General features: G+C 52.0%; 20 protein-coding genes. 11 read left to right on the top strand and 9 right to left on the bottom strand.

Going from position 1 to position 25,278, the window contains the following annotated elements; translation table 11 throughout:
- The first annotated feature begins 34 nt into the window (after window positions 1-34).
- The 10 genes from cobO to SE18_RS06120 all read left to right on the top strand — a co-directional run bounded on the left by cobO (window position 35) and on the right by SE18_RS06120 (window position 13,798).
- Window positions 35-1,066 carry a cob(I)yrinic acid a,c-diamide adenosyltransferase gene (cobO, locus tag SE18_RS27790; protein WP_236706811.1) on the top strand — a complete coding sequence of 344 codons (1,032 nt, stop codon included), beginning with the start codon at window positions 35-37 and terminating at the stop codon, window positions 1,064-1,066.
- On the top strand, window positions 1,066-5,373 hold the full coding sequence (locus SE18_RS06160) for a cobaltochelatase subunit CobN (protein ID WP_054533556.1): 4,308 nt from the start codon (window positions 1,066-1,068) through the stop codon (window positions 5,371-5,373). The genes cobO and SE18_RS06160 overlap by 1 nt, the downstream gene beginning before the upstream one ends.
- Window positions 5,370-6,134 carry a class I SAM-dependent methyltransferase gene (locus tag SE18_RS06155; protein ID WP_054533555.1) on the top strand — a complete coding sequence of 255 codons (765 nt, stop codon included), beginning with the start codon at window positions 5,370-5,372 and terminating at the stop codon, window positions 6,132-6,134. The genes SE18_RS06160 and SE18_RS06155 overlap by 4 nt, the downstream gene beginning before the upstream one ends.
- Window positions 6,094-7,065, top strand: a complete 972-nt coding sequence (gene cbiB / locus SE18_RS06150) for an adenosylcobinamide-phosphate synthase CbiB (RefSeq protein WP_236706809.1) — start codon at window positions 6,094-6,096, stop codon at window positions 7,063-7,065. Before SE18_RS06155 ends, cbiB begins: the two co-directional genes overlap by 41 nt.
- Window positions 7,066-7,163: 98 nt before the next feature.
- Window positions 7,164-8,243 carry an ABC transporter substrate-binding protein gene (locus tag SE18_RS06145; RefSeq protein WP_054533554.1) on the top strand — a complete coding sequence of 360 codons (1,080 nt, stop codon included), beginning with the start codon at window positions 7,164-7,166 and terminating at the stop codon, window positions 8,241-8,243.
- A 75-nt stretch (window positions 8,244-8,318) separates the two neighbouring features.
- Window positions 8,319-9,350, top strand: coding sequence for a FecCD family ABC transporter permease (locus tag SE18_RS06140; protein WP_054533553.1), 1,032 nt, complete (start codon window positions 8,319-8,321; stop codon window positions 9,348-9,350).
- A gap of 491 nt (window positions 9,351-9,841) precedes the next feature.
- A complete protein-coding gene (locus tag SE18_RS06135) occupies window positions 9,842-10,651 on the top strand; it encodes an ABC transporter ATP-binding protein (protein ID WP_054533552.1) in 810 nt (269 codons plus the stop codon).
- Window positions 10,639-11,184 (top strand): bifunctional adenosylcobinamide kinase/adenosylcobinamide-phosphate guanylyltransferase, encoded by a 546-nt coding sequence (gene cobU / locus SE18_RS06130; protein WP_054533551.1) that lies wholly within the window; start codon window positions 10,639-10,641, stop codon window positions 11,182-11,184. Before SE18_RS06135 ends, cobU begins: the two co-directional genes overlap by 13 nt.
- Window positions 11,181-12,326: a pyridoxal phosphate-dependent aminotransferase gene (locus SE18_RS06125; RefSeq protein ID WP_152976561.1), complete on the top strand. Its 1,146-nt coding sequence runs from the start codon at window positions 11,181-11,183 to the stop codon at window positions 12,324-12,326. The genes cobU and SE18_RS06125 overlap by 4 nt, the downstream gene beginning before the upstream one ends.
- Window positions 12,308-13,798 carry a cobyric acid synthase gene (locus SE18_RS06120; RefSeq protein WP_054533549.1) on the top strand — a complete coding sequence of 497 codons (1,491 nt, stop codon included), beginning with the start codon at window positions 12,308-12,310 and terminating at the stop codon, window positions 13,796-13,798. Before SE18_RS06125 ends, SE18_RS06120 begins: the two co-directional genes overlap by 19 nt.
- Window positions 13,799-14,135: 337 nt before the next feature.
- Here the strand turns inward: SE18_RS06120 and SE18_RS06115 are convergent, their stop codons facing one another.
- From SE18_RS06115 to SE18_RS06105, 3 genes are read right to left on the bottom strand one after another with little or no spacing between them, the layout of a single operon-like run.
- Window positions 14,136-15,221 carry a phosphotransferase family protein gene (locus SE18_RS06115; RefSeq protein ID WP_054533548.1) on the bottom strand — a complete coding sequence of 362 codons (1,086 nt, stop codon included), beginning with the start codon at window positions 15,219-15,221 and terminating at the stop codon, window positions 14,136-14,138.
- A 23-nt stretch (window positions 15,222-15,244) separates the two neighbouring features.
- Window positions 15,245-16,894 (bottom strand): PAS domain S-box protein, encoded by a 1,650-nt coding sequence (locus tag SE18_RS06110; protein WP_054533547.1) that lies wholly within the window; start codon window positions 16,892-16,894, stop codon window positions 15,245-15,247.
- 45 nt (window positions 16,895-16,939) lie between these two features.
- A complete protein-coding gene (locus SE18_RS06105; RefSeq protein ID WP_054533546.1) occupies window positions 16,940-17,806 on the bottom strand; it encodes an alpha/beta fold hydrolase in 867 nt (288 codons plus the stop codon).
- A 94-nt stretch (window positions 17,807-17,900) separates the two neighbouring features.
- Between SE18_RS06105 and SE18_RS06100 the strand changes: the two genes are divergently transcribed.
- Window positions 17,901-18,515: a TetR/AcrR family transcriptional regulator gene (locus SE18_RS06100; protein ID WP_054533545.1), complete on the top strand. Its 615-nt coding sequence runs from the start codon at window positions 17,901-17,903 to the stop codon at window positions 18,513-18,515.
- Here the strand turns inward: SE18_RS06100 and SE18_RS06095 are convergent.
- The 6 genes from SE18_RS06095 to SE18_RS06070 all read right to left on the bottom strand — a co-directional run bounded on the left by SE18_RS06095 (window position 18,512) and on the right by SE18_RS06070 (window position 25,227).
- The gene (locus SE18_RS06095; protein ID WP_054533544.1) at window positions 18,512-19,345 is read right to left on the bottom strand and encodes an alpha/beta hydrolase; all 834 of its coding nucleotides are present in this window, start codon (window positions 19,343-19,345) and stop codon (window positions 18,512-18,514) included. The genes SE18_RS06100 and SE18_RS06095 overlap by 4 nt on opposite strands.
- 305 nt (window positions 19,346-19,650) lie before the next feature.
- Window positions 19,651-20,904: a glycosyltransferase family 4 protein gene (locus SE18_RS06090; RefSeq protein WP_054533543.1), complete on the bottom strand. Its 1,254-nt coding sequence runs from the start codon at window positions 20,902-20,904 to the stop codon at window positions 19,651-19,653.
- A 9-nt stretch (window positions 20,905-20,913) separates the two neighbouring features.
- Window positions 20,914-22,119, bottom strand: a complete 1,206-nt coding sequence (locus tag SE18_RS06085; RefSeq protein WP_054533542.1) for a phospholipase D-like domain-containing protein — start codon at window positions 22,117-22,119, stop codon at window positions 20,914-20,916.
- Window positions 22,120-22,313: 194 nt separating this feature from the next.
- Entirely contained in the window at window positions 22,314-22,808 is a 495-nt protein-coding gene (locus SE18_RS06080) for a hypothetical protein (protein ID WP_054533541.1), read from the bottom strand.
- A gap of 51 nt (window positions 22,809-22,859) precedes the next feature.
- Window positions 22,860-24,671, bottom strand: a complete 1,812-nt coding sequence (pknB, locus tag SE18_RS06075) for a Stk1 family PASTA domain-containing Ser/Thr kinase (RefSeq protein WP_054533540.1) — start codon at window positions 24,669-24,671, stop codon at window positions 22,860-22,862.
- Between the two features lie 7 nt (window positions 24,672-24,678).
- A complete protein-coding gene (locus SE18_RS06070; protein ID WP_054533539.1) occupies window positions 24,679-25,227 on the bottom strand; it encodes a ribonuclease H-like domain-containing protein in 549 nt (182 codons plus the stop codon).
- Window positions 25,228-25,278 lie beyond the last annotated feature (51 nt).

Here is a 25,278-nt window from a genome sequence, read left to right as displayed (position 1 = left end):
TTTGCATGCTGGTGTGTCGTCCAACGGAGCCAGCATGAGCGATTCCCCACTGACAATGCGTGCCTATGGCCGCCATTTATTTATTTGCACTGGTGATCAATGCAACGGCGATGCTGATGGCGCGGCGTTGGCCCAACACACGCTTGAACAACTCGGCGATCGGCGCAAATTGCGCAATCCTGAACGGGTTAAATGCTCGACCGTCAGCTGTTTGGGCGTCTGCCAGCGCGGCCCGATTGCGGTGGTCTATCCCGAAGGCATTTGGTATCACCAGCTTGATGAAGAATTAGTTGAACAAATCGTTCAAGAGCATCTGATCAATGGCGAGCCAGTTGAAGCAGCGATATTTCATCGGCTGTATCCAGCGGGCCAAGAGCCAAAATACGCTCCGGCAGTGCGTGGCGATCAAGAATTTAATCCAATTGAATTGCAACACGATGATGCAGTTGAGCAATTGGAGCCAATCGTTGTTGCTGGCACCCAACTGCATTCGACCGAGGAAAAACAGCGCTATCGCGAGCAAGTGCGCAAATTGCGCAAGGGCAAAAAAGGCTTGGTGATTGTCAATACAGGCAATGGCAAGGGCAAAACCTCGGCTGCTTTGGGCGTGATGACCCGCGCGTGGGGTCGCGATCTCAAGGTGCGCGTGATTCAATTTCTCAAACACGAAAATGCCAAGTTTGGCGAATCGCGGGCAGCCGCCAAGATGGAGATTGAGTTTGGTGGCACTGGCGATGGCTTTACTTGGACATCGAAAGATCTTGATACGACCAAAGCCAAAGCCTTGCATGGCTGGGAACTGGCCAAAACTGCGATTAGCTCGAATCAATATCAGATCGTCATTCTCGATGAATTTACCTATGTGTTGGCCTTTGGTTGGCTTGATGTCAACGAGGTTGTGGCTTGGTTGGCGGCCAACAAGCCCGAATTGCTGCATGTGATTATTACGGGCCGCGATGCCCCAGCCGCCCTGATTGAGCACGCCGACCTCGTGACCGAGATGCGCGAGATCAAACATCCGTTTACAACCCAAGGCATTCGTGCCCAGATCGGGATTGACTTCTAATGACTGAACGTTTGCAACGCAATATGGTCGAGCGCATCGATGGGCGCATGGTCAACGCTGGCTATAAACGCGGCATGTTGTTTATCTGCGCTCATGGCTGCTGCTGCGGGATTACCGAACGTGGCTTTGCCCCGGTTTGGCCCGAAATTCATCAGCACGAATGGGAAAGCCGCAAACTACGTAACCTTGTGCACCTGAATATGGGTGGCTGTTTGGGGCCATGCCCATTGGCCAACGTGGCAATGTTGATGTTCGATGGCCAGCCGATTTGGTTTCATTCGCTTAACCAGCCAGAGTTGGTTGTGGCGCTCTACGACTACATCGAAGCCATGATTCAGGCCGATCAAGTACTGCCTGCGCCAGCCAAGCTCAAGCCGCATGTTTTTAATGGCTTCAAATGGGATGGCCAAGCACCAGCCGCAATCAGCCAAGTGCCAGCCTTGCCAGCCAGCCAGCCCAGCCTTGGCAATGGCATCGTATTTTTGACTCAAGCTGATACCGATATTCTGCTGATTGAGCAGGCACGTCGCCAATTGCCAAGCGATTTTACTAGCCTCCAAACCGCCAACGTGGGCGAGGCCGAAGATCAAAACGCGCTTGATAGTTTGCTTGATCGGTTGTTACCACAGGCAGAAATTGTGGTTGTGCGCTTAATTTCTGGGAGCCGTGGCTTTGAGCATGGCATCGAGCGCTTGCAACAATGGACACAACAAACCAATGGTTTTGTGCTGTATTTGCCTGGGTTCGAGGCGCTTGACCCAGAGTTGATGGCACTTTCAAATGTTGGCGTGCCGCTGGCGCACCTGATCAGCAGCTATTTTATGCAAGGCGGCTTGGACAATGTGGTCAATGCTTTGGCTTGCTTGAGCGACCACTTATTGCTGACAGGTTGGGGCTACGACGCGCCGCGAGAGTTACCACGTCATGGCAGCTACACGCCAGCGCTCAATCGCTGCGAAGGCTGCACTGGCTCGCAATGCCACACCAGTGTTCAGCCCACCAAGCCAACTGTGGGCGTGCTGTTCTATCGAGCGCATATGCTCAGCGGCAATACCGAGTTTGTTGATGCAATTTGTCAGGCAATCGATGCCCAGGGCATGCAACCACGGGCGGTTTATAGCCACTCGCTCAAGGAAGGCGGAACCAACAATCTGCCCGCTGCCTTAGAGTGTTTGCAAGCTGAAGGGCCGATCGATGCCTTGATTTGCAGTTTGTCGTTTGCTTTGGGCAATGTCAATACCGAAGGCCCAACCCTCGCAGGCTGGGAAATCGATATGCTGCAACAGCTGAATGTGCCAATTATCCAAGCGATTGCTAGTGGCCGCTCGCGTGAGCAATGGCAACGAGCAGGCCGTGGATTAAGCTCGTTGGATACGGCAATTAATGTGGCGATTCCTGAATTTGATGGCCGGATTATCACCGTGCCAATCTCGTTCAAGGAGCAAGACCCCAATTCTGGTATTGTGCGCTACGTGCCAGATCACGAACGGGTTGAGCGGGTGGTGGGGATTACGCGGCGCTTAGTCAATTTGCGCCACAAACCAAATGCCGAAAAACGGATCGCTTTTGTGTTTACCAACAGCAGCGCCAAGGCCTCGCGAGTTGGCAACGCGGTTGGCTTGGATGCCCCAGCCTCATTATTGACCTTGCTCCACGCCATGCAAGCAGAGGGCTATCAGGTTGGCAATTTGCCAGCAAGCAGCGACCAATTGTTGCTTGATTTGATCGATCGCTGTTCGTATGATGAAACTTGGCTGACCGAGCAGCAATTAAATCAAGCGGTGCATGTGCCAGTCGATCAATATCAACAATGGTTTGCAGAATTGCCCGCCAATTTACAAGCCAGCATGATCAAACAATGGGGCGAAGCGCCAGGCACAGCCTATTTGAGCGAGCATGGTTTAGCTTTGGCGGGCTTAGAGTTTGGCAATGTGTTTGTGGCTTTGCAGCCGCCGCGTGGCTATGGCATGGACCCCAACGCAATTTACCACATGCCCGATTTGCCGCCGCCGCACAGCTATTATGCGCTCTACCGCTGGCTGCGCGATGGTTGGCAGGCCGATGCCTTGGTGCATATGGGCAAACACGGCACGCTCGAATGGCTACCGGGCAAGAGCGTTGGCCTTAGTCGCGAGTGCTTCCCCGATGCATTAATTGCTGATTTGCCAGTGATTTATCCGTTTATTATCAACGATCCAGGCGAGGGCAATCAGGCCAAACGCCGCAGCCACGCCGTAATTATCGACCATATGACTCCACCGATGACCAGCGCGGGAGCCTATGGCCAGTTGGCCGAATTGGCGCAGTTGGTCAATGAATATTATCAAGTTGAGCAACTCGACCCCAATAAATTGCCCTTGTTGCAGCGCCAAATTTGGAACCTGCTGCAAACTAGCAATCTTAGTGATGATTTGCAATTTATTCTCAAGGCCAATCACGGCGACCACACCCACGATTGGGATGGCTCGTTCCTTGACGATGGCACACCAACCGCCTTTGCAGAGATGGAAGGTCGCCAAGTTGCTCACTTGCTCGAAGATATTGAAGGCTATTTGTGCGAGCTGACCGGAGCACAAATTCGCGATGGCTTGCATATTTTAGGCACTCTGGCCGAGGGCGACCAACTGCCAGAATTGCTCTTTCACCTGACCAAATTGCCCAATCTTGAGGTGCCAAGTTTACCCGTGGCGGTTGGCAAGCTCTATGGCTTGGATTGGAATACTTTGCAAGCCAATTTGGGCGAACGCTTAGCTCAGCCGTTGCAATTAGGCGAACAAACCCTCTACAGCAACGGCGATGTGGCGGCATGGCTCGAACAGCATTGCAAAACAATCTTGCAAAATTTAGAACACCAAAACTGGCAGATTGATGCCATTCTAGCCGTCTTGCAAACGAGCTTGTTGCCAAGTGCATCAGCGTGGGATCAAACGCTGGTCGCGCCATTGGAATTTATCGCCACCCAATTAATTCCCAATTTGCACGAAAGTGCGCGCGCCGAAATTGCCAGTTTGCTGCATGCATTAAATGGCGGCTACATTCCAGCAGGGCCAAGCGGCGCACCAACGCGCGGAATGGCCCATGTATTGCCGACGGGCCGTAATTTTTATGCGGTTGATCCGCGCTCGTTGCCCAGCGCGGCGGCGTGGCAAGTTGGCCAACACTTGGCCGATGATCTGATTCGGCGCTATCAACGTGAAGAGGGTAGCTACCCACGCAGCGTTGGCATCAGCATTTGGGGCACTAGCGCGATGCGCACGTATGGCGATGATATTGCTCAAGTGCTGGCCTTGTTGGGCGTGCGGCCAGTCTGGCAGGCAGAAAATCGCCGCATCACGGGCGTTGCAGTGATTCCGTTGGCCGAACTTGGCCGCCCACGGATTAATGTGGTGTGTCGAATTAGCGGCTTCTTTCGCGATGCCTTCCCGCATTTGGTTAGTTTGCTGGATCAAGCTGCCCAAACCGTGATTGAACTTGACGAACCACTTGATCAAAATTTTGCTCGGCAACAAGCCTTTGCCGCCACCGAACAGCTGATCAAAATTGGGCTAGCGCCTGAAATTGCCCAACAACAAGCGCGTTATCGGGTTTGGGGCTGCAAGCCAGGTAGTTATGGCGCAGGCATTTTGCCTTTGATTGATAGCCAAAATTGGCAAGATGACGCAGATTTTGCCCGAGCCTACATCGCTTGGGGCGGCTATGCCTACACCAGCGATGAATATGGGATTGAGGCCGCCAATGCCTTTGGCACAGCCTTGAGTGAAGTTCAAATTGCTACCAAAAACCAAGATAATCGCGAACACGATATTTTTGATAGCGACGACTACATGCAATATCACGGCGGCATGATCGCTACGATTCGCGCTTTGACTGGACGCAACCCACGCCGCTACTTTGGCGATTCAAGCAACCCGCAACGCCCGCAAACCCGCGATCTGCGCGAAGAAGCGCGGCGGGTATTTCGCAGTCGGGTGGTCAATCCCAAATGGATCGAAAGCATGCGCCGCCATGGCTACAAAGGCGCGTTGGAGCTAGCCGCCACCGTCGATTATCTCTTTGGTTACGATGCTACCGCCCAAGTTGTTGATGATTGGATGTATCACTCGATTGCTGAGCACTATTTGCGCGATGAGGAGATGCAGCAATTTTTTGCCGATAGCAACCCTTGGGCTTGGCAAGCGATTGCTGAACGCCTGCTCGAAGCGATCGATCGCGATTTATGGCACGACCCTGAACAACACGATATCGATCTGCTCAAAGCTGCCCAATCGTTGGGTTTGAGCAATTTACAACAACGAGGTCAGCTATGAACAACAACGATTGGTATCGCTATTTTGCGCCGCGCCAATTTGCCACGCTCAGCTCCGAACGTCAACAAGCAGATTATGCTGCCGCCCAGTACGATCTCGATTTTGTGCTCGGCCAAATTGGGCTTGAGCCAAACGCCAGCATTTTGGAAATTGGTTGCGGCTGGGGTCGGCATAGCGTGGCCTTGGCAGAACGGGGCTTTGAGCATGTTGTGAGCATCGACATTGCGCCAGAATTGCTGCAAGCGGCCCAAGCCTTTGCTCTGCAACGCGGCCAAACCTGCCAATTTCGCCAACAAGATTTTATCGAAATTAACGATCAGCCGTTTGATGCGATTTTTTCGTTGTACGACCGTAGCTGTTGTGGCTACCCCAGCGAGGCCGCCGATGCCCAAAGCTTGCAGCATTTAGCCAATTTGCTGCAACCAAACGGCTGGCTGATTTTCGGCATCAACGATTGGCCGTTTGCGCTGCCTGAAGCTAGCCAACGCTGGGCTGAAACTGAACAAGGCTTGGAGTTATACGAAGTGATTCCTAATCGCAGCGCCATGACCTGCACCGATCGTTTGACGATGCTGAATGCAGGCCAGCGCACGAGCTACGAATTGACCCGTCGCCATTATTATTTGCCTGAATTGCAGCGCTTGCTTGGCAATGCTGGCTTGCGTTTGGTCAGCGCGTGGCATCGCTTAGACCAAAATCGAGCGTATGGCGATGGCAGCAATGGCCTGTTTATTTTCGCCCAGCGAGCAAACAATGGCTAAACGGGCATTAAGTGCTTTAATCGCCTTGGCTTGCGATGCGCTGCTACCAGAGTTGCCCAACCACATCCATCCCGTGGTCTGGATGGGCAAATGGATCAAGCAGGGTGAGCGTTTCGCGCCAAACAACAATGCGGCGCGTTTGGCTTGGGGTGCAATCTGGCTCGGCGCGGGCTTGGGCTTGAGCGCAGGCTTGGCTGCCCGAATTCCCAAACATCCATTGGCTCAAGCTTTGGTTGCCCAAAGTTTGTTGGCCTATCGAGCGCTCGATCAGGCAGTTGGCGAGGTGCAAACCGCATTGGTAGCCGATGATTTGGCTGAAGCGCGGCGCTTATTAAGCTGGCATTTGGTCAGTCGCGATACGGCGGAGCTAAGCTCAAGCGAGGTTGCCGCCGCTGCAATTGAATCGCTGGCCGAAAATCTCTCAGATAGCGTGATTGCGCCCTTGTTTTGGTATTTGGCAGCAGGCTTGCCGGGCTTGGCGGCCTATCGCATGAGCAATACCTTCGATGCGATGTGGGGCTATCGCAATCAGCGCTTTGAATATCTCGGCAAAGTTGCCGCCCGTTGCGATGATGCACTGAATCTGATTCCGGCGCGCTTGACGGCAGGCCTGCTTTGGTTGGTTACCCATGGTCAACGCCAACAAACATGGCAAGTGGCTTGGCGCGATCATGGCAAAACTGCTTCGCCAAACGCTGGTTGGCCAATGGCGGCCATGGCTGGGGCATTGGATACCCAGCTGATCAAAATTGGGCATTATGTGCTTGGCGACGGCCCAACCCAGCCCGACCCAGCCCTGATGCAAACTGCTCGCCAGCTAGCCCGCCGCGTAATCTATCTGGTTGTGGCAGGCTTAGTTGTTGGGAGTATGAAAGAACAGAGAACAGAGAGCATAGGGACTGGGGAGCTGAAACTAAGAATTAGTGATTAAAGCTATAACCGCGAAGATCGCGAAGGGCACGAAGGAGCAGAAGTAATAATTTCATCCTTCATCCCTCATACTTCATCCTTTATAAAAATGAGGTTCAAATGACCAAGGTTCGATTTAGCCGATTTTTGAGCGTTTTCTTGTTGTTGAGCAGCCTTGTGGCCTGTGGCACTGCCGAAAGTAGCCTTACCCAAATTCCAGCGACAACTGTGCCAGCAACTGCAACAACCGCTAGTGCCGCCGTAGCGCCAACCACCACCACGGCAGTCAGCGTAACCGCCGCATTAACTCCAACTACAACGATCAGCCCAACCGCTGTGGTCAGCAGCACTAGCAGCGTCAGCTATCCCTTGACGATCAAGGATAGCCTTGGCCGTGAAGTGACCTTGCAAGCAGCGCCCAGCCGCATCATCTCGTTAGCGCCATCGAACACCGAAATCCTGTTTGCGGTTGGCGCGGGTGATGCTTTGGTTGGCGTGACAAAGTATTGCAACTATCCCGAAGCAGCCAAAAGCATCGATCAAATTGGCGGCTTTTCGGCCAAATCGATCAGCCTCGAAACGATTGTAGCGCTCAAGCCCGATGTGGTATTTTCGGGCGACGAAAGCCAACAAACAGTGATCGATGCCCTTGCCCAAGCCAATATTCCGGTGATTGCAATTAAAGCTGAGACCATTGAGGCAGTCTACGAAAACATTAATCTGATTGGTAAAGCAACCAATCATCCTACTGAAGCAGCTCAAGTTGTGGCTGCTATGCAAGCACGAATTGAAGCAGTAACTACGAAAACCAGCACGCTTGCCGCAACCGATAAATTGAGCGTGTTCTACGAAGTGTACGATGAGCCGTTGATGACTGCTGGCCCGCAAACCTTCATTGGCCAGCTGATTGAGCTTGCAGGCGGGAGCAATATTTTTGCTGAACTCAGCGAAGAGTATCCAGAAATTAGCGCCGAAGAAGTGCTGAATCGCCAACCAGCGGTCATTATTGGGCCTGACTCACGCGGCGATAAATTCACTGCTGAGCTGCTTGCCCAACGCCCAGGTTGGAGCGAAATCAAAGCTGTCAGGGATGGCAAGGTCTTTATGTTGAATGGTGATATTCTTTCGCGCCCAGGCCCACGTTTGGCCTCTGCCTTAGAAGCGATCAGCCAAGCCTTGTATCCAGAATTGTTCAAATAACGCCTCTTTCGCAATGCTGGTTACCACAGCAGAGTCAGCGATGGCTCTGCTTAATTCAGTTTTGAAGGGTTGGTTTTGGCACGCTTATTCTCCAAGCCCTATTGGCGCGATCTGCTGGCCTTTGGCGGCATGCTTGGCCTTTTGTTATTAATGATGGTTGTGAGCCTTGGCATTGGGGCAGTAAAATTCAGCCCTAGTACGGTGCTGCAAGCGATTGTTCAACCCAATCATGCCAGCACCAACAGCACCGCCGTGACGATCGTGTGGGATTTTCGGCTGGCACGCATGCTGCTGGCAGCCCTGATCGGCGCTGGGTTGGCCAGTGCTGGGGCGGCCTTCCAAGGGCTGTTTCAAAATCCGCTCGCCGATCCGTTCTCGATTGGTGCCTCTGGAGGCGCGGCCTTGGGCGCAACCTTAGCGATTGTCTTGCAAGTGCAATGGCAATGGTTGGGTTTTAATGCGATTGCGCTGTGTGCCTTTATCGGCGCATTGCTGGCGGTTGCGGTGGTGTATAGCATTGCCGAAGTTGGCGGCCAAGCCCCGCGCACTGCCTTGCTCTTAGCAGGAGCAGCGCTCAGCACGATGCTTTCAGCAACCGTGTCATTATTGTTATTAATGAACGAACAGCCGTTGTACGAAGTTTTTGCCTGGTTGCTTGGTGGGTTATCAGGCCGCAGCTGGAACAATGTAGCCAGCAGTTTGCCGTTTGTAATGCTTGGCATTGCTTGGCTATGGCTGATGGCGCGTCGAATCGATGCCCTGAGTTGTGGCGATGAAGTGGCCCAAAGTTTAGGCTTATCGCTGTGGCGCAGTAGGAGCGCCGTGATTGCCGCCGCCAGCATCACCACTGCCGCAACCGTCGCCAATGGCGGCATTATCGGCTTTATTGGCCTAATTGCGCCGCACATTGCCCGCTTGCTGTTTGGCGCCAACCACGCCCGTTTGATTCCGGCAAGCGGCCTAATTGGGGCGATGCTGCTGGTGTTGGCCGACACAACCGCCCGCACCATCGCCGCGCCGTTGGAATTACCAGTCGGCATCTTGACGGCCATGCTCGGCGGCCCATTCTTTTTGTATGTGCTCAAGCGCTCACGTGGGGAAGGATGAAGGATGAAAACCAGAAGTCAAAAATCAAAAATCAGAAGTTTAGGGATCAGGCAGCACGAGAGATAGACCAATAATCAACATAATCTGGGCAATCTGTGGCCAAAAAATTAATCTTCGTGTCTTTCGCACGCTTCGTGGATCAATGCTTAACGCAGCGGCGCAGAAAAGATATGGCTATTGGCTAAAGGAATAATAATTTGGGTCAATCTGGGCAATCTGTGGCCAAAAATAATCATTCGTGTCTCTTCGTGTCCTTCGTGGATCAAAACTTAACCTTCGCGCGCGTCGTGGATCAATTCTTAACGCAGCGGCGCAGAGAAAGATGGCTATTGGCTCTAGGCTATGGGAGAGTAGGAATCAAATCATCATAATCTGTGCAATCTGTGGCTAAAAAAGAATCATTCGTGCAATTCGGGCAATTCGTGGCCAAAAAATTAATCTTCGTGTCCTTCGTGCGCTTCGTGGATCAAATTCGTAGAAAGCCGCAATCAATGTCAAACCCAATCATCAAGGTTGAACAACTGAGTTGTCGTTATGGGGCGCGTGAGGTTTTTGCCCAGCTTGATTTAGATGCTGCCCAAGGCGAAGTGCTGGCCTTGCTTGGGCCAAATGGCGCTGGCAAAAGCACGTTATTACGCTGTTTGGCACGGCTGCAACAGCCGCAACTGGGCAAAATTTGGCTGAATAATCAGCCATTGTGGCAGATTAAGCAGCGCTTGGCAGCCCAACAAATTGCCTTTGCACCCCAAAACCATGGCCTCAATAGCGACCTGACGGTTGAGCAAATGCTGCTGCTTGGGCGCACACCGCATCGCGGTTGGCTCTTGCCGATGAGCAAAGCCGATCGCGCAATCGTTGAACAATTACTTGAGCGCTTTAATTTGGCCCAGTATCGACGCCAGAGCTTGGCCGAGCTTTCGGGCGGCGAACAACGGCGGGTGATTATCGCTCGCGCCTTGGCCCAGCAACCAAGCATCTTGTTGCTCGATGAGCCAACCGCCCATCTTGATTTAAAATATCAACTTGAAATTATGCAATTGGTCAGCGAGCTGGCGCATAGCGATGGGGTCTGTGTGATTTTGACCTTGCACGATCTGAATCAAGCCAGCCTTTGCGCCGACCGGATTGCACTCTTGGCTCATGGCCGTTTGCAAGCAGTTGGCCCGCCAAACAGCGTGTTGCGCAGCGAATTGATCGAGGCGGCCTACGATGTGCCAGTTCAATTGATCGAACATCCCAGCCATGGCCTGCCGTTAGTGATGCTTCAACCACAACCTAAGGAACGATCATGGCTCGTTTAGTTTTATTTACTGGCGGCGCACGTAGCGGCAAAAGTTGGCGCGCCGAGCAATATGCCAGCCAGCACGCAGCCCACGTGTATTATTTGGCTACAGCCCAAGCTGGCGATAGCGAAATGCAGCAGCGGATTGGCCTACACCAAGCTCAACGGCCTAGCCATTGGCAAACTATCGAAGCGCCGCTTGCTGCCAGCCAAGCATTAGGCCAACTGCCAAGTGGCAGCGTGGTCTTGCTCGATTGTCTGACCTTATTGGTGAGCAACCTGTTGTTAGCCAACGAAGCCCAGCCCGAACCTGTGATTCAAACTGAAATTGCCGCAATGTTAGCCGCTCAGCAAGCCCGCGATTTACATTTAGTTGTTGTGACCAATGAAGTTGGCATGGGCATTGTGCCCGCCTATGCCTTGGGCCGCGTCTATCGCGACCTGATTGGCCGTGCCAACCAGCAAATTGCGGCGGCGGCCAACGAGGTTTATTTGGTTGTCGCAGGCATGCCAATCGAAATTCGCCAATTGCAGCCAGCGTGGGCCAAATGATGCAACAGCCAATTCATGGCGCAATCGATTATGCAGAATTGCAACAACACGGGCTTGCGCCAAGCCAAATCTACGATTTCAGCAGCAATGTTAATCCGCTTGGTACGCCAAATTTTATTCGCGCAACGCTCGCAAACGTTGATTTGGCCCATTATCCTGATCGCCAATGTTTGGCGTTGCGGGCAGCACTTGCCAACCATCACGCTTGCGAGCCAGCACAGTTGCTGATTGGCAATGGCAGCAATGAGTTAATTCACTTAATTGCCCGTGCGTTGCTGCAAGCCAACGATTATGTTGTGGTGATCGAGCCAACCTTTGGCGAATATGCCTATGCAAGTAGTTTGGTCGGCGCTCAGCTCATTCGCTATCAAGCAAGCGCTGAAACTGACTTTCAGGTTGATGTTGTAGCCTGCTGCCGATTAATTGCCCAATATCGTCCACGCTTGGTTTGGCTGTGCAACCCCAATAATCCAACTGGCAGCTATTTGCCAGCCCAAGCAATTGAGCGACTCCAAGCAGCCTGTGCCGCAGTGCAGGGCTATTTGGTGCTCGATTTGGCCTATGCCGATTTGGTGGTTGGGGATCGGGGATCGGGGATTGGGGATCGGGAAACGGAGATTGGAGATTGGGAATCGGCGATTGGGGTTGAGAAATCATTATCCAGCCCCCAGTCCCCAGCCCCCAACCACTACACAATTTACCTCTACTCATTGACCAAAAGCTATGCCTTGGCGGGCTTGCGCTTGGGCTATGTCGTGGCCGAGCCAAACATCATCACTGCCTTGCGGCACTGGCAGCCACAGTGGAGCGTTAATAGTTTGGCGCAGGCAGCGGGCTTGGCAATTATGGCAAATCCAACGTGGCTCGCGCAAAATCTGGGCCAATGGTGGACATGGAGCGATCAACTGCGGGTTGAATTAGGCCAACTCGGGCTGCGGGTTTTGCCAAGTTGCTTGCCATTTTTCTTGGTGGAAGTGCAGAACGCTGCCCAAACCCGCAGCGCGTTATTGCAGCACGCCTGTTTGGTGCGCGATTGTAGCTCGTTTGGCTTGCCCAGCTTCATTCGGATTGCCCCACGCCAGCCACACCAAAATCAGCGTTTGCTTGCAGCTTGGAGAACCTTATGCTCGCCCCAGTTTTGATGGTTGTTGGAACCGCTTCATCGGTTGGCAAAAGTACCTTGGTTAGTGCGTTGTGTCGCATCGCCGCCCGCCGTGGTATTCGGGTTGCGCCTTTTAAAGCCCAAAATATGAGCAACAATGCTGCCGTCACAGCCAATGGCGAAGAAATTGCTCGCAGCATTGCCGTTCAAGCAGCAGCAGCCAAGCTTGCGCCCAGCGTGCAGATGAATCCGATTTTGATCAAGCCAGAAGGCCAGCGCCGCAGCCAAATTATTGTGCAAGGCCGACCTTGGCGCACCCTTGATGCAATCGATTATTGGCAGCGCAAGCAAATGCTTTGGGATATTGTTAGCAGCAGCCTCGATAGTTTGCGCCAAGAATATGATTTGGTGATTGCTGAAGGCGCTGGCAGCCCAGTTGAACTAAATCTCAAAGCCCACGACATCACCAATATGCGGGTCGCAACCTATGCTCAAGCCCAAACCTTGTTGGTTGGCGATATTGATGTTGGTGGGATTTTTGCGGCCATGCTGGGCACGCTTATGTTGCTTGAGCCAGCGGAACGCCAATTAATCGCAGGACTGATTGTCAATCGGTTTCGCGGCGATCCAGCTTTATTTACCGATGGCATTGCAATACTCGAACAGCGCAGTAACAAGCCAGTGTTGGGCGTTGTGCCGTGGTTGCCGCAGCTTGGCCTGCCCGAAGAAGATGCGGTGGCCTTAGAACGGCCTGCGCAAATGGCTACCACGGCGGGATTAACAATTGGGGTCATTCAACTACCTGCAATTGCCAACTTCGACGATTTTGATCCGTTGGCGCAGGAGCATGGCGTGGCAGTACGCTATATCAAGCAGCCGCATGAATTAGCCGATTGCCAAGCGTTAATTTTGCCTGGCACCAAGCACACGCTTGCCGCTCGCCAATGGCTTAGCGAGCAGGGCTTCGATCAGCCAATTCAACAATTTCAAGGGCCAATCGTCGGCATTTGCGGTGGCTACCAGCTGCTCGGCCAGCAGATTGATGATCCACAGGCGCTTGAGGGGAACGGCGGCACGATGGGAGGCTTAGGCTTATTGCCCATCACAACCGTGTTTAGCGCCGAAAAACAAACCCGCCAAGTGCAGGCCACCAGCCACTTGCCATGGGCCAAGGATTGCCCGCTGACAGGCTATGAAATTCACTTAGGTCGCAGCGAACTCCTCGCCGATCAGCCAGCATTAACGATTGAAGTGGCTGGAGCCAACCACGCCGATGGCTGTATGCGGGCTGATGGTAAGATTTGGGGCTGTTATTTGCATGGAATTTTTGCCAACCGTGCTTTTCGCTATGCATGGTTAGGCAGCCTCGGCTGGCAAGCGCAAGCCGGGCAGCCAGCAAGCGATCCCTTCGAGCGACTCGCCGACCACGTTGAACAAGCCTTGAAGCCAAATTTATTGGCAAAACTATTGAACGGAGAGCAAAAAAGAGCAGAGAACATAGCAAAATTATGAAGCATGAGAGATGAAGGATGAAAGCTCAAAGCCCAATCCTCAACATCTGTGCAATCTATGGCCAAAAAGAACAGAGAACAAAGAGCATAGAACATAACGTCAGTGATCAGAGATCAGGCTATTGCTTATTGGAACATCATCCACATAATCTGTGTAATCTGTGGCGAAAATAGAGCCTTCGTGCAATTCGTGCAATTCGTGGCTAAAAAAGCTTTCTAGAATATTTTTAACGCAGCGATGCAGAGACTATCAGGCTATTGGCTATTGATTTCTGACTTCTGACTTCTGACTTTTGATTTTACCCCTATGTTCTATGCTCTTTGCTCTCTGTTCTTGGCTACTGCCACAACTGCTCGCACTGCCATTCATCATTGGCAGCGGCGAGGCATTGCAGTTTCGGCCACCAATAGGCCTGATCAGCGCCAGCGACTGCATTCCAAATTGGGTCAAACAGCATATAGGCCAACATCAAGCGATAATCGTTGCACAGCTGCTGCCACGAATAATTAATCCCCGCGCCAATCAAGCCTGCCAAATAACGCCGCAACAATTGCTCTTCAGCCAAAGCACGTTGAGTTGGATTCCAAAACGTGGCCAGCAGATAGACCAAATCGTAGGTTGGCAAGTTGGCCGAAGCAGCACCAAAATCCAACAGATAAGCATCTTCTGCATGCGGGTCTTTGGGGCAGAAAAATTGGTTGAAGGAGCAATTACCTTGCGAAAGGGTTAATTGCTTAGAACTGCCAACTCGTGGCTCAAGCCAGCGTTGCCAAAGGGTTGGCAAGGCATTTAACGTTGTAGTTAGACGATCATGTAACGCGCCGTTGAGAATTGAGCCATGGCGGGAGAGAAATTGCTGCCATTCGTCCTGCCGACGTTGAACGTGCTGAGCATGCGCCATTGCATCGCTATACCACCAGCGTAGCGCGAAGGCAGAAGCTGCTTGGCCGAGGGGTGCTGCTTCCCACCACGAGGAATGCAATTGGGCCAAGGCATCAATACACATAAAGCGGCGCTGCTCTTTCGGCACGCTCTCGCCAGCAATTAAGGCTTTACGCTCAATCGCAGGCTCATGGGTTTCGCTCAAATCAGCGAGCAAACAATTGGCAACCCCAGAGGCAGCCTCGTAGCCAGCAGCATAGCAAGCCACAAATGGCAAATGCAACAGATCATTGTTTTTCGCATACTCATAAATTGCGACTTCATGCGCACCATGGTGATCATGGGTAATTTTGAGCACAAGTTGGCGTGGCGCTTTGAGCGGCGTGCGAAACAATTGCAATTGAATATGGCCAATTTGTGAATTGGCTGTATGTTCCTCGATCAGCTGAAAATGGCGAATCGTGCCAGCGCCCAACCACGGCTGTAGGTGCTCAATCAGCCACGCCAACGAGAGGTCGCTCAACGAATGGAGTACGCGCATGATCGCTCCTTAGCAGCTGACGATCAATTGCCGCGATGCCTCACATTGAGTTGCTGCCCACGAGTCACATTGATCGCATAGGTAATTCCTTGTTGCAGGCTACTATGCGTCATAATCGAGCGGAAATCAATCCCCAAAGTAACCAGAGTTTGGGCCAATTCAGGCCGAATGCCCGTGATAATTACGCGGGCACCTAGTAGTTGAACGCTGTTAGCTGCCCGAATCAATAAGCCCGCCACTTGAGTATCCATCACTGGAACGCCAGTCACATCAACAATGGCAATTTGGGCTTTGTTGATATGCACACCTTCGAGCAAGGTTTCCATAAATTGCTGGGCGCGGGCAGTATCCACGCTGCCAACTAAGGGCAACAGCACCACCGTGTCGGCAATTGGAATCAGCGGCGTCGAGAGTTCAATCAGGGCTTGTTGTTGGGTCCGAATAATTTCTTCGTGCAAGCGTTGACGCTCAGCCTCTGCCTGTTTTTGGTCGCTAATGTCGTGGGCAATTATCGAAAAGAAGCTTGGCTGTTGATCAACATCATAGTGGCAAAGCATTTGATACATCACTGGCAAGCGTTGACCATGGGCTGGTTTAAGCTCATGCTCGCCCATCCACGAGCCATGAACTTGAGCATGTTGCAAGGTTTTGGCCAGCCATTGCTGCTCGGCTTTGGCTGGGTGCAGATCGTGCCAAGTTAATTGATCGACGGGATCTGTTGGCTCAATGGCTAATAAACGGCGCGCCGCTGGATTGAGATATTGCATCTTGCCAGCAAGATCAGCAATTGCCACAATATCGTTTGTCGAACTCAAAATCGTATCAAAGCGCCCCAACAAAGCTTCGGCCTGCTTTTGCTCAGTAATATTCAGCAACAAGCCATCCCACAGAATTGCCCCGTTGATCAAGCGAGTTGGCCGCGACGCCCCTTGCAGCCAATTTTCTCGCCCATCGATATACACCCGACCTTCCCAACGCCATGGTTCGAGCGTGCGCGCCGATTCCATAATAGCTTCTTGGAAGCGAACCCGATCGCTTGGATTGACCGCCTCAGTCACAATGCTAGCATCGCGCATAATCGCTTCTGGCTCAAGGCCATAAATATCGCGGCTACCAGTGCTGACAAAGGGAAAGTGCATGGTGTGGTCTGGTTCGAGCAAAAATTGATAAACCATGCCGGGCACATTTTGAATAATTCGTTGCAAACGGGCTTCGTTTTCTGTCAAGGCTGCCGAAGCAGCAACATCGCTACTGAGATCATGTGAGATGCCAACCGTGCCAATAATTTCGCCTGTTTGGTTACGAATTGGATGCTTGGTCGTCGAAAAAAGATGCACCTCGCCATTATGCCGCGTGACTGGCTCGGAACTAATCAGCAACGGCTCACCAGTTTCAAAAACCTGAGCATCATCGCGCACATATTGCTCGGTATAGCTTGGTTGGTTGAATTCAGCATCAATCACATCTTGCAGCTGCTGCTCATTCATCCCATAATATTCGCGAAAGGCCCGATTGGCGTAGCGAATGTGCGAGCCAGGGCCTTTGTAGAGAATCAAATCTGGAATCGTATCCAAAATTTGTTCATAAATGGAGATCTGGGCACGCAAGGCGATGATTTTTTGCTGTAGGTCACTGGTCGTTTCATCCTGATCCACATACACATCTGTGCCCATTCCGTGCCTCCTCGGTTTAGTATTTGCTGATCGCTTTAGTGTCCGCTATCTAGGGTGATCTGCGCCTCCCACAAAGGTCACGATCTTATCTAGTACTTCTGTCGAATGCAGGATGCCGCTATGTCCTAGTTTGCTGGTAGCCAAAAGTTCTGAGTTGGGCCAATGCTGCTGCAATTCTTGACCATAACGAAAATCAACCCGCAGATCATCGCGATCGTGCACAATTAAGGCTGGCGGTAAATGCTCGGTTGGCATCGATTTCATGGCATAATAGCTTGCTGGCTGGCCAAATTCGTGCTGTAAGGCTTGGTTGAATAAGCGTTTTAGGCGTTGCGATAGGCCAAAGCCATCGGCAAATGCGCCAGTCATATATTCGCCACTGGTCGGCGCGCCCATCAGCACAACCCGTTGCGGCTGTGGAACGCCCAGCATGCCAAGCATCCATGCGCTACAAGCTGCCCCAAACGAGTGTGCAATAAGTAGATCGAAGGGGCCAAGTTGCTGCACGGTTGCGGCCAACGCTGCACTAAAATCGGGAATGCTGGTGGTTGTGCCTTCGGAAGCACCGTGGGCTGGGCCATCGATTGCGGTAACTTCGTAGCCAAGCGCAACCAAACGCGGAGCCAAGGCATGCCAGCGCCGTGCGTCGTGCTCCCAGCCATGCACTAGCAGGGCTTTGCGCGGCCCAACACCCCAGCGATAAGCCTGCAAGCGTAGCGCCTTATGCTCAACCTGCAAGCGCTGAGCCGATTGGAGAAATTTGGAGCTTTTGTTGGCGGCCGCCCGCCGTGGTTGGAGAAAAAGCTTAAGCACCATGCGCCCTGCAAGCTGTGGCGCAACATAGCTCAGGCCGCCAAGCCCATTGCGCAGCAAGCGCGCTTGCCATGGAAGTTTGATTGTTTGAGTTGGCATATGTTCCCCCTAAAAACTGTCAACGTACCGCTGTTTACATCACTATCAAGTAGTGTAATCAGCAATGTTACCACTGTCAACATAGAGGTATTGAATGCTTGAAGAACGCTATCATCATGGCGATTTGCGCCAAGCGCTGTTGGCCATTGCCAAGCAACAGCTGACCAGCCAAGGCTTTGAAACGCTCAGTTTACGGGCGATTAGTCGTGAGGCGGGGGTAAGCCATGCGGCGGCCTATCGCCATTTCCCCAATAAAGAGGCCTTGGTGGCGGCCTTAGCCTGCGCCGGGTTTGAGCAATTGAAGGCCTTTGTGGAAGCTGAGGTGATGCAGCACAGTGCAGATCCACGCGAGCAATTTTTTCAATGTGGGATTGCGTATGTGCAATTTGCCCTGCACAATGCGCCCTTATTTCGGGTAATGTTTGGGGTTTCTGGGGTTGATCGCTTGCACTATCCAGCAACCCATGCGGCAGCCCAAGCCAGCTTTGGGGTGTTGGTAGGCACAATTCAACGCGGCCAAGCAGCAGGCCTGATTGGCGCAGGCGAGCTGCGGCAATTAGCATTCACGGCGTGGGCGGCGGTGCATGGCTTGGCAACTCTCGCGCTCCAAGATCAAATTACCTCGCAACAAGGCGCAATTGATTCGGAGCGCTTAGTTCGCAACAGCGCAAAGCTACTTTGGAATGGCTTGAAATATGGCCAAACTTAGCCAATATGCGCATCAAGCCATTCGACAATCAAGGGAATTAATGTGGTTTGTTCTGGCTCGTTCAGCACTTCGTGATACAAGCCTGGGTAGGTGTGCAAGGTTTTATCCTGCGATTTAAACAGGCCAAAGGCGTGAATTGCCGCCTCAGGGCTAACCAAACGATCATCTAAGCCTTGCAACATCAGCACTGGCAAGCTAATTTCGCTAGCCCGTTGATCGATCACCCGTGTTGCGTTAATCATCGCTGTGCCCATTTGGGCTTTGATCCCACCTTTATAATTTAACGCATCTGCTTTGAAGGCCTCGACAACCTGCGGATCGCGGCTGTTCCATTGGGGATCAAACGGCGCAACTGGCAGTTGAGGCAGGAATTTGCTAATAAACGCACCAACTTTAACCACAGCTTTTGGTGTTTTAGCATCGACTTTGAAAGCTGGGCCAGTCAGTACCAAGCCATGCAGATTGTGGCCATATTCCAAAGTATAGAGCGTGCTAATCAAGCCACCCATGCTATGGCCAAGCATAAATAACGGCCCATTTGGCTCTTTATCGCGCACCAAACGCACAAAACTCGCCAAATCGTTGACAAACTCCTCAAAATGTTTGACGGTCGCCCGATTGCCTTGCGATTGGCCATGACCACGATGATCGAGCGCCCAAACGCTGTAGTTGGCAGCAACTAAAGCCTCGGCCACATGCCGATAGCGCCCGCTGTGCTCTGCATAGCCATGCACCACCACCACCGTTGCCTTAGGCGTAGCTGGGCGCCATGTTTGATAAAAAATTGTGGTGTTGTGCACCCCAGTAAACGTTGCGGTTGTATGTTCCATTGATATGCCTTTCTTTTTTAGGGATCGGTTGTCGGGGATCAGTTTTGATCTCCAAAAGCCACGAAGCATGCAACCGCGAAGAGCACGAAGATCACTAAGATTCCGTTAAGCAGTTTTCTGAAATTAAATACATTCTAAGTTTCCAACAAACTCAACATTCGTGCTCTTCGTGCTCTTCGTGGTTAAAACTATCTTCATCCCTCATCCTTCATAATTATTTGCTCTGCGCCTCTGCGTTAAACCTCATCCCTGAATCCTGACTACTGATTCATAACCACTACATCCTATGTTCTATGCTCTCTGTTCTAAATTAATTCTTCGTAGACCGCGCGAATTTGGGCATATTTATGCTCCCAGGTTAGCTCGGCTAGGGTTTGCGCATAGCCGCGTTGGCCAAGCTGCTGGGCAAGGGCTGGCTCGTTCAGGAGTTTGGTTAAGCTGCTGGTTAATTGAGCAACATTGCCATAGTCGACCAATAAGCCGGTTTCGCCGTCACGAATCACCGCCGGAACGCCGCCAGCCCGTGCCCCAATTACGGGCAAGCGATACAACCACGCCTCAAGGTAGACAATGCCAAACGAATCGGTGCGCGATGGCATGGCAAACAGGCTTGCCGCCGCTAATGCATCACGTTTGCGTTGTTGCGGCGCCCGGGCAAAGACATGAATCCGTTGCTTGCTGGCAGGATCGAGCGTCTCCCAAAGCTGCTCAAAATGGGCCATCGGCGTGCCAACCATCACCAAATGTTCGTCGCGGCCACTGGCCCAAAGCTGCTCCATCGCGCGAATCAGGTCAAATGCGCCTTTTTCTTTGGCCAACGTGCCGATATACAGCACAAATGGCTGTTGAATCCCTGTTTCTTGGCGAAAACGCTCAGCATCGCCGCCAGCTAATTCGCTTGGCTCAACACCCACACCAATGCAACGCAGTGTTGCCCGTGGAATCCCGCAATCGGCCAAATAATCGGCTTCGAGCGGCGTTTGCACAATCACCCGATCTGCTTGTTGCATCAATTTAACGTGATGCGGCATCGTGTAATAGCGCACTAACGAGCGATCGCCTGGCACGCCTAAATGCACATAGGGCGAGAGCACAAACGGCACCTTGGCTTGCTTGGCATATTTCAAGGCCGGAATCAGCATAAAATCCAAGGTAATATTAGCAGCATGAACCAAGTCGAATTGATCGATCATTTGGCTAAGCGCACGGTTGAAGGCTGGCAAGCGCGGCGTGATTTGGCTGAGCGCCATCAACAGGTTGCTGGTTGCTGGCAAGCGCCCCAATTCCAACATTGCACGGCGCAAAATTGGGTAGACCAAGGCTGGGCCAGGCGCGCGAACCACTGGAAAGCGTCGAATCGCTACCCCATTGTGTTGTTCGTTTGGCTGATCAATGGTGCGCCGCCCGCTGGCCCAAAAATGGTCAAGATCCCAGGCATTGCTCGTCCAAACATCGACCTTATGACCTTCGGCAGCCAAGCGTTCAGCAATCACTTGGCAAACCTGCTCCGACCCACCAATATAGGGGTAATAGCGCTGAATAACTTGTAAAATCCGCATGAATACTCGCTAACGGCCACAACCAGCAGGATTTTTGGCTTGGGCATACAACCGATCGAATTCGGCCAAATAATGCCGCGCCAAATCAGGATCAGTGATAATTAATAAATTTTCGTCGTTATTATTTTCAGCAGCAGCAGTAAAATTATACGAACCGGTAATCACGATTTTTTCATCAATGACCATTGTTTTATTATGTAAAATATAACAATTAGCGTCGCGAAAAATTGGAATGCCTGCTTTTTCCAAAATACCAAATTCCGAGCCAGTGCCATCAGCATTCCGCGCTTCCATCACCACTTGAACCTCTAAGCCTGCTTTATGGCGATTGATCAACGCTTGGGCGGTATCGTCGTCGGTAAACGAAAATGCCAGCACATTAACCGATTGTTTGGCGTTTTTGATATAGTTGACAATTTTGGCGCGTGGTTTATCAACTGGCGAGAAATAGGTTTCAATTTGCACGCCACCAGCAAGTTTAATCACTGGATGCGGCGTGTTTTTGGGTGCTTTGCCGCCCATTTTGCCTGCAAACAAATCAAGAAAGCGCTGGCGATAATTGGCAACCAATTCTGGCACCCGCGAACGAAGCATATTATTGTTATTGCGATAGACATCGTTCACAACTAAATTCATCGAGCCAGTCCAGACAATCGAATCGTCGATAACAACGATTTTATTGTGCATAAAAGCTGAGCGTTCATCCCACGTAATCGGAATTTTAGCAGCTTCCAAACGACCTGTCGTTTCAGCAACTTCTGGAGCAACCAAGTTTTCGTCATCAACGACCAATTGCACTTTTACCTTGCGTTTTTTGGCTCGAATCAATGCATTGGTCATCAAATCCAAATCAAAATCGAATGAAGCAATATAAATCGTACTTTTGGCAGCATCAATATCGGCAATGATGCCTGCATCAACCCCACCTTTGCGCCCAGCAGCTTTTTCTGGGTAGCTTGGGCGGGTGAAGAAAACCTGATACCACGCGCCTTGAGCCACAGAAGCTTTATTCGGGTCAATCGCCGCCGCCACAGCATTGGCATCAGGCTGATTAGCGGGAAAGGTTGGCTGGGCCACGCTGGTCGGCTGATCGCTGGTGCGCCCAAGCCAGCGATCAAAATAGCCCTCTTGGTAGCAATACACCAATCCTGCAATCAGCAGAATCAGGATAATTTGCCAAGGCTTGAGCTTCGTCGTTGATTTGCTACGCGCCATAGATCAGCCTTTCAGTAGAGATCGGGGATCGGTCGTTGGGGGTTGGGGATCGGGAGTTTTCTCCATGAAGGAGATGGAAAAGGCTATTAGCGATTGGCATTAAGCAATTAGAGCGTTTGAAATACCACTCCATGTGCCGATAGCCGATAGCCTAATTGGGTCATCCTTCATCCCTCATACTTCATACTTCAAAATTAGCCGCGCCAGCCACGCCGCCGCTTGATCCGATGCGAACGCGGGCGGGCATTAGCGCCCAAGGTTGCGCCAATGCGATTAAGTTTGCTGGTAATGGTGCTTTGGTCGCTGGCAGCTTGACCAGCGCTATTGAGCACGCTTTGACCAAGTTTACTCATTTGGCTGGCAATCGTTGCCGCTGATTGATTTAAGGCATTGGCGGCAGCCTGACCAGCTTGGGCAGCAGGATCAGGCGCAGGCATCATATGGGCAACTACTGCCGTATGAGCTTTATTTAATGCAGCATTCGCCGCCGCCAAAACCCCACTCACATCAACAAGATCATCGCGATTGGCTTGGTGAGCCGCTTGCAGCACAGCATCTTCGGCAACTCCAGCCTGAAGTTGCTGCTCAGCCCAACGTAACAGCGCCTTGGCAGTTGTATCAGTCAAGTTGTCGGTCAAACGCTCGTTGTTGGCAAGGCGCTCGAAAGCTGCTAATCGTTCAAGACTCATAGGAATTCTCCTTTGGCGTAGCGTAGACGGCCGCAACTGCGGATAAACGTGCTATGGACGGCGCACCCCAATCACAATCACACTATTACGGGGAATAAAATTGCCATTTTCGACTGGCTGACCATTGGCGGTTGCACTGACCACCGTATTAGGCTCCAAACTATCGAAATTTGGAATCAAATCTGGGCCTTGCTCATCGACAATATCCAAACGTAAATCGCTACGCCCAGCCAAAATCGCCTCAGCATCGGCCCGCTTACGGCCAATAATATCGGGGAATGTCACCATATCGCCAATGCTAACGACCAATTCGATCTCGCTGCCTTGAGCCAATTTCAACCCGGCTGGGGGATTTTGGCTCAACACAAAGCCAGCAGGAATTGTCTGATTCGGCGCATCTTTGCGGATCACCTTAAAGCCAGCGCGGGTCAGCGTATCCGAAGCAACCTCAAATTGTTGGCGCGTCACATCGTCAATTTCGACTTGGGCCGGGCCTAAACTTAAGGTAAACGGAATAACTGTGCCTTTGGCAACTTTGGTTCCAGGCGCAATATCTTGCTCAATCACCGTTGCAGCAGGTGCAAGATCGTTGCGTGGCGCTTTGCGTTGCTCACCCAATTCGAGCGATTTGAGCAGTTCAAGCACTTCGCTCTCGCTTTTACCAACCAATGGTGGCACTTCGACCATTTCTGGGGCGGGTGTTGGCTCGCCGGTTGGCACAACCTGAGTCGCTTGCTTGCCACCAAAAGCTTGGGTTATCGAGTCCATCACATCGGTAAACATCAATACATAGACCAAGGCGCCAATCCCGACCAACAATAAAATTGCCACAACCCACAAGCCACAGCCAGACGACTGGCGTTTTTCAGTGCTTGGATTCATTGGTACTGGCTGTTGGGCAGCCAATGGTGGGGCATAGTTTTGGCGCGGACGTGCTTGCGGCGCTGGTTGTTGGCGTGGTGGGCGCACATCAGCAGGCTCTTGGGTAGTAGGCAAACGGCCTACATTTGCCGACGGAACCGCCATGGTTGCTTGATTGCCGCGCTCGCGATAGAGTCGCAGTAATTCGGCAAATGCCCGCGCCGATTGAGGCCGCTGGGCAGGATCTTTAGCCATTGCTTGGAGCACAATTGCCTCAAGCTGCGGCGGAATCGAAGGGTTGTAATTGCGCAAGGCTGGCGGCGTTGCTTGAATATGTTGCAAGGCCACTGCCAACGGCGAATCGCCGCTGAATGGCAAACGCCCAGTCAACATCTCGTAGGTCAATACGCCCAAGGCATAGACATCGGAAAGCGGAGTTGCACCCAAGCCTTGCGCCTGTTCTGGTGCCAAATAATCGGCAGTACCAAAGGTCGTGCCTGGGTCGGTTAATGCAGATGATTGCTTGCTTTTAGCGATGCCAAAATCGCTCAAGCGCGCATAATCGTTGGAATCGATCAGCACGTTTTGCGGTTTAACATCGCGGTGCACCAAGCCGCTATCGTGGGCAGCCTGCAAAGCCTCGGCAATTTGGCGCACAATCGCCAACGTGCGCGGCACAGGCAACGGCGCTTGCAACTCAATAATCTCTTTGAGGTCAGTACCTTGGACGTATTCCATCACAATATAATGAAAATCGCCCTCGGCTCCAATATCGTAAACCCGCACAATATTGGGGTGACCCAACTGAGCGGCGGCATCGGCTTCGTGCTTAAAGCGGCGTAAAAATTGTTCGTCACTGGCATATTGGCCGTGTAACACTTTAATTGCAACTGGTCGATTGAGCCGCAAATCGCGCCCAAGATACACCGTTGCCATGCCGCCTTGGCCTAATTTTCGCTCTAATTGATAGCGATTATTGAGAATTCGTGGTTGTTCGCTCATCGCCCCACTACTGCTCCTCGTCGCTCAATGGCGACAGCAACGACTGCTCGGACGCATGCCAAATCGTAACATGCGGGTGCAAATCAGGCTCTTTAACTTTATGTAAATAACAACGCAAGCGTGGCAAGTTAATAATATCGTCGCGATTGTAGCGTAAGAGTAAATCTAACGCTGCTTGATCGTTATAGCTTTCATATGCTTGCCACAGCCGCAAGGCATCGCGGCCATCAAGCCCATGCGTAGAACGCGCAATGCCAATCTTTTGTTCAACAATTTTCAGGCCACCGCGCAAATTCTGGCGCCGACATTCGCGCAACAAATCGCAATGCACAAACTCGCGTTTCAAATCTGCACCCAAGGCCTTGTAAATAATTGGCAAATCAAAGCTGGCACCGTTAAAGGTAAAGATCGTCTCGACCCCTGCCAACGCCGCGTACAAATTAACATCACTAACCCCAGCGCCGACCAATTGAATCGTGCCTCGCTGCGGCAAGTAAATGCCAATCACGCTAATCGTGCGTTGCCATGTTGTTTCAATATCAAGGTATGCGTCCATAGTTTCGTAGGGATCGGGGATTGGGGATCGGGGATCGGGTTCAATATTAAG

The sequence above is a fragment of the Herpetosiphon geysericola genome (assembly GCF_001306135.1).
In the GTDB taxonomy this organism is placed as follows: Bacteria; Chloroflexota; Chloroflexia; order Chloroflexales; family Herpetosiphonaceae; genus Herpetosiphon; species Herpetosiphon geysericola.
The sequence above is the reverse complement of the archived record's forward strand: the minus strand, read 5'-3'. Positions and strand labels throughout refer to the sequence as shown.

Excerpts from the sequence above, each read along its gene's own strand:
- cobO (WP_236706811.1), top strand. The coding sequence starts at position 35 with ATGAGCGATTCCCCACTGACAATGCGTGCCTATGGCCGCCATTTATTT.
- SE18_RS06160 (WP_054533556.1), top strand. The coding sequence starts at position 1,066 with ATGACTGAACGTTTGCAACGCAATATGGTCGAGCGCATCGATGGGCGC.
- SE18_RS06155 (WP_054533555.1), top strand. The coding sequence starts at position 5,370 with ATGAACAACAACGATTGGTATCGCTATTTTGCGCCGCGCCAATTTGCC.
- cbiB (WP_236706809.1), top strand. The coding sequence starts at position 6,094 with ATGGCCTGTTTATTTTCGCCCAGCGAGCAAACAATGGCTAAACGGGCA.
- SE18_RS06145 (WP_054533554.1), top strand. The coding sequence starts at position 7,164 with ATGACCAAGGTTCGATTTAGCCGATTTTTGAGCGTTTTCTTGTTGTTG.
- SE18_RS06135 (WP_054533552.1), top strand. The coding sequence starts at position 9,842 with ATGTCAAACCCAATCATCAAGGTTGAACAACTGAGTTGTCGTTATGGG.
- cobU (WP_054533551.1), top strand. The coding sequence starts at position 10,639 with ATGGCTCGTTTAGTTTTATTTACTGGCGGCGCACGTAGCGGCAAAAGT.
- SE18_RS06125 (WP_152976561.1), top strand. The coding sequence starts at position 11,181 with ATGATGCAACAGCCAATTCATGGCGCAATCGATTATGCAGAATTGCAA.
- SE18_RS06120 (WP_054533549.1), top strand. The coding sequence starts at position 12,308 with ATGCTCGCCCCAGTTTTGATGGTTGTTGGAACCGCTTCATCGGTTGGC.
- SE18_RS06115 (WP_054533548.1), bottom strand. The coding sequence starts at position 15,221 with ATGCGCGTACTCCATTCGTTGAGCGACCTCTCGTTGGCGTGGCTGATT.
- SE18_RS06110 (WP_054533547.1), bottom strand. The coding sequence starts at position 16,894 with ATGGGCACAGATGTGTATGTGGATCAGGATGAAACGACCAGTGACCTA.
- SE18_RS06105 (WP_054533546.1), bottom strand. The coding sequence starts at position 17,806 with ATGCCAACTCAAACAATCAAACTTCCATGGCAAGCGCGCTTGCTGCGC.
- SE18_RS06100 (WP_054533545.1), top strand. The coding sequence starts at position 17,901 with ATGCTTGAAGAACGCTATCATCATGGCGATTTGCGCCAAGCGCTGTTG.
- SE18_RS06095 (WP_054533544.1), bottom strand. The coding sequence starts at position 19,345 with ATGGAACATACAACCGCAACGTTTACTGGGGTGCACAACACCACAATT.
- SE18_RS06090 (WP_054533543.1), bottom strand. The coding sequence starts at position 20,904 with ATGCGGATTTTACAAGTTATTCAGCGCTATTACCCCTATATTGGTGGG.
- SE18_RS06085 (WP_054533542.1), bottom strand. The coding sequence starts at position 22,119 with ATGGCGCGTAGCAAATCAACGACGAAGCTCAAGCCTTGGCAAATTATC.
- SE18_RS06080 (WP_054533541.1), bottom strand. The coding sequence starts at position 22,808 with ATGAGTCTTGAACGATTAGCAGCTTTCGAGCGCCTTGCCAACAACGAG.
- pknB (WP_054533540.1), bottom strand. The coding sequence starts at position 24,671 with ATGAGCGAACAACCACGAATTCTCAATAATCGCTATCAATTAGAGCGA.
- SE18_RS06070 (WP_054533539.1), bottom strand. The coding sequence starts at position 25,227 with ATGGACGCATACCTTGATATTGAAACAACATGGCAACGCACGATTAGC.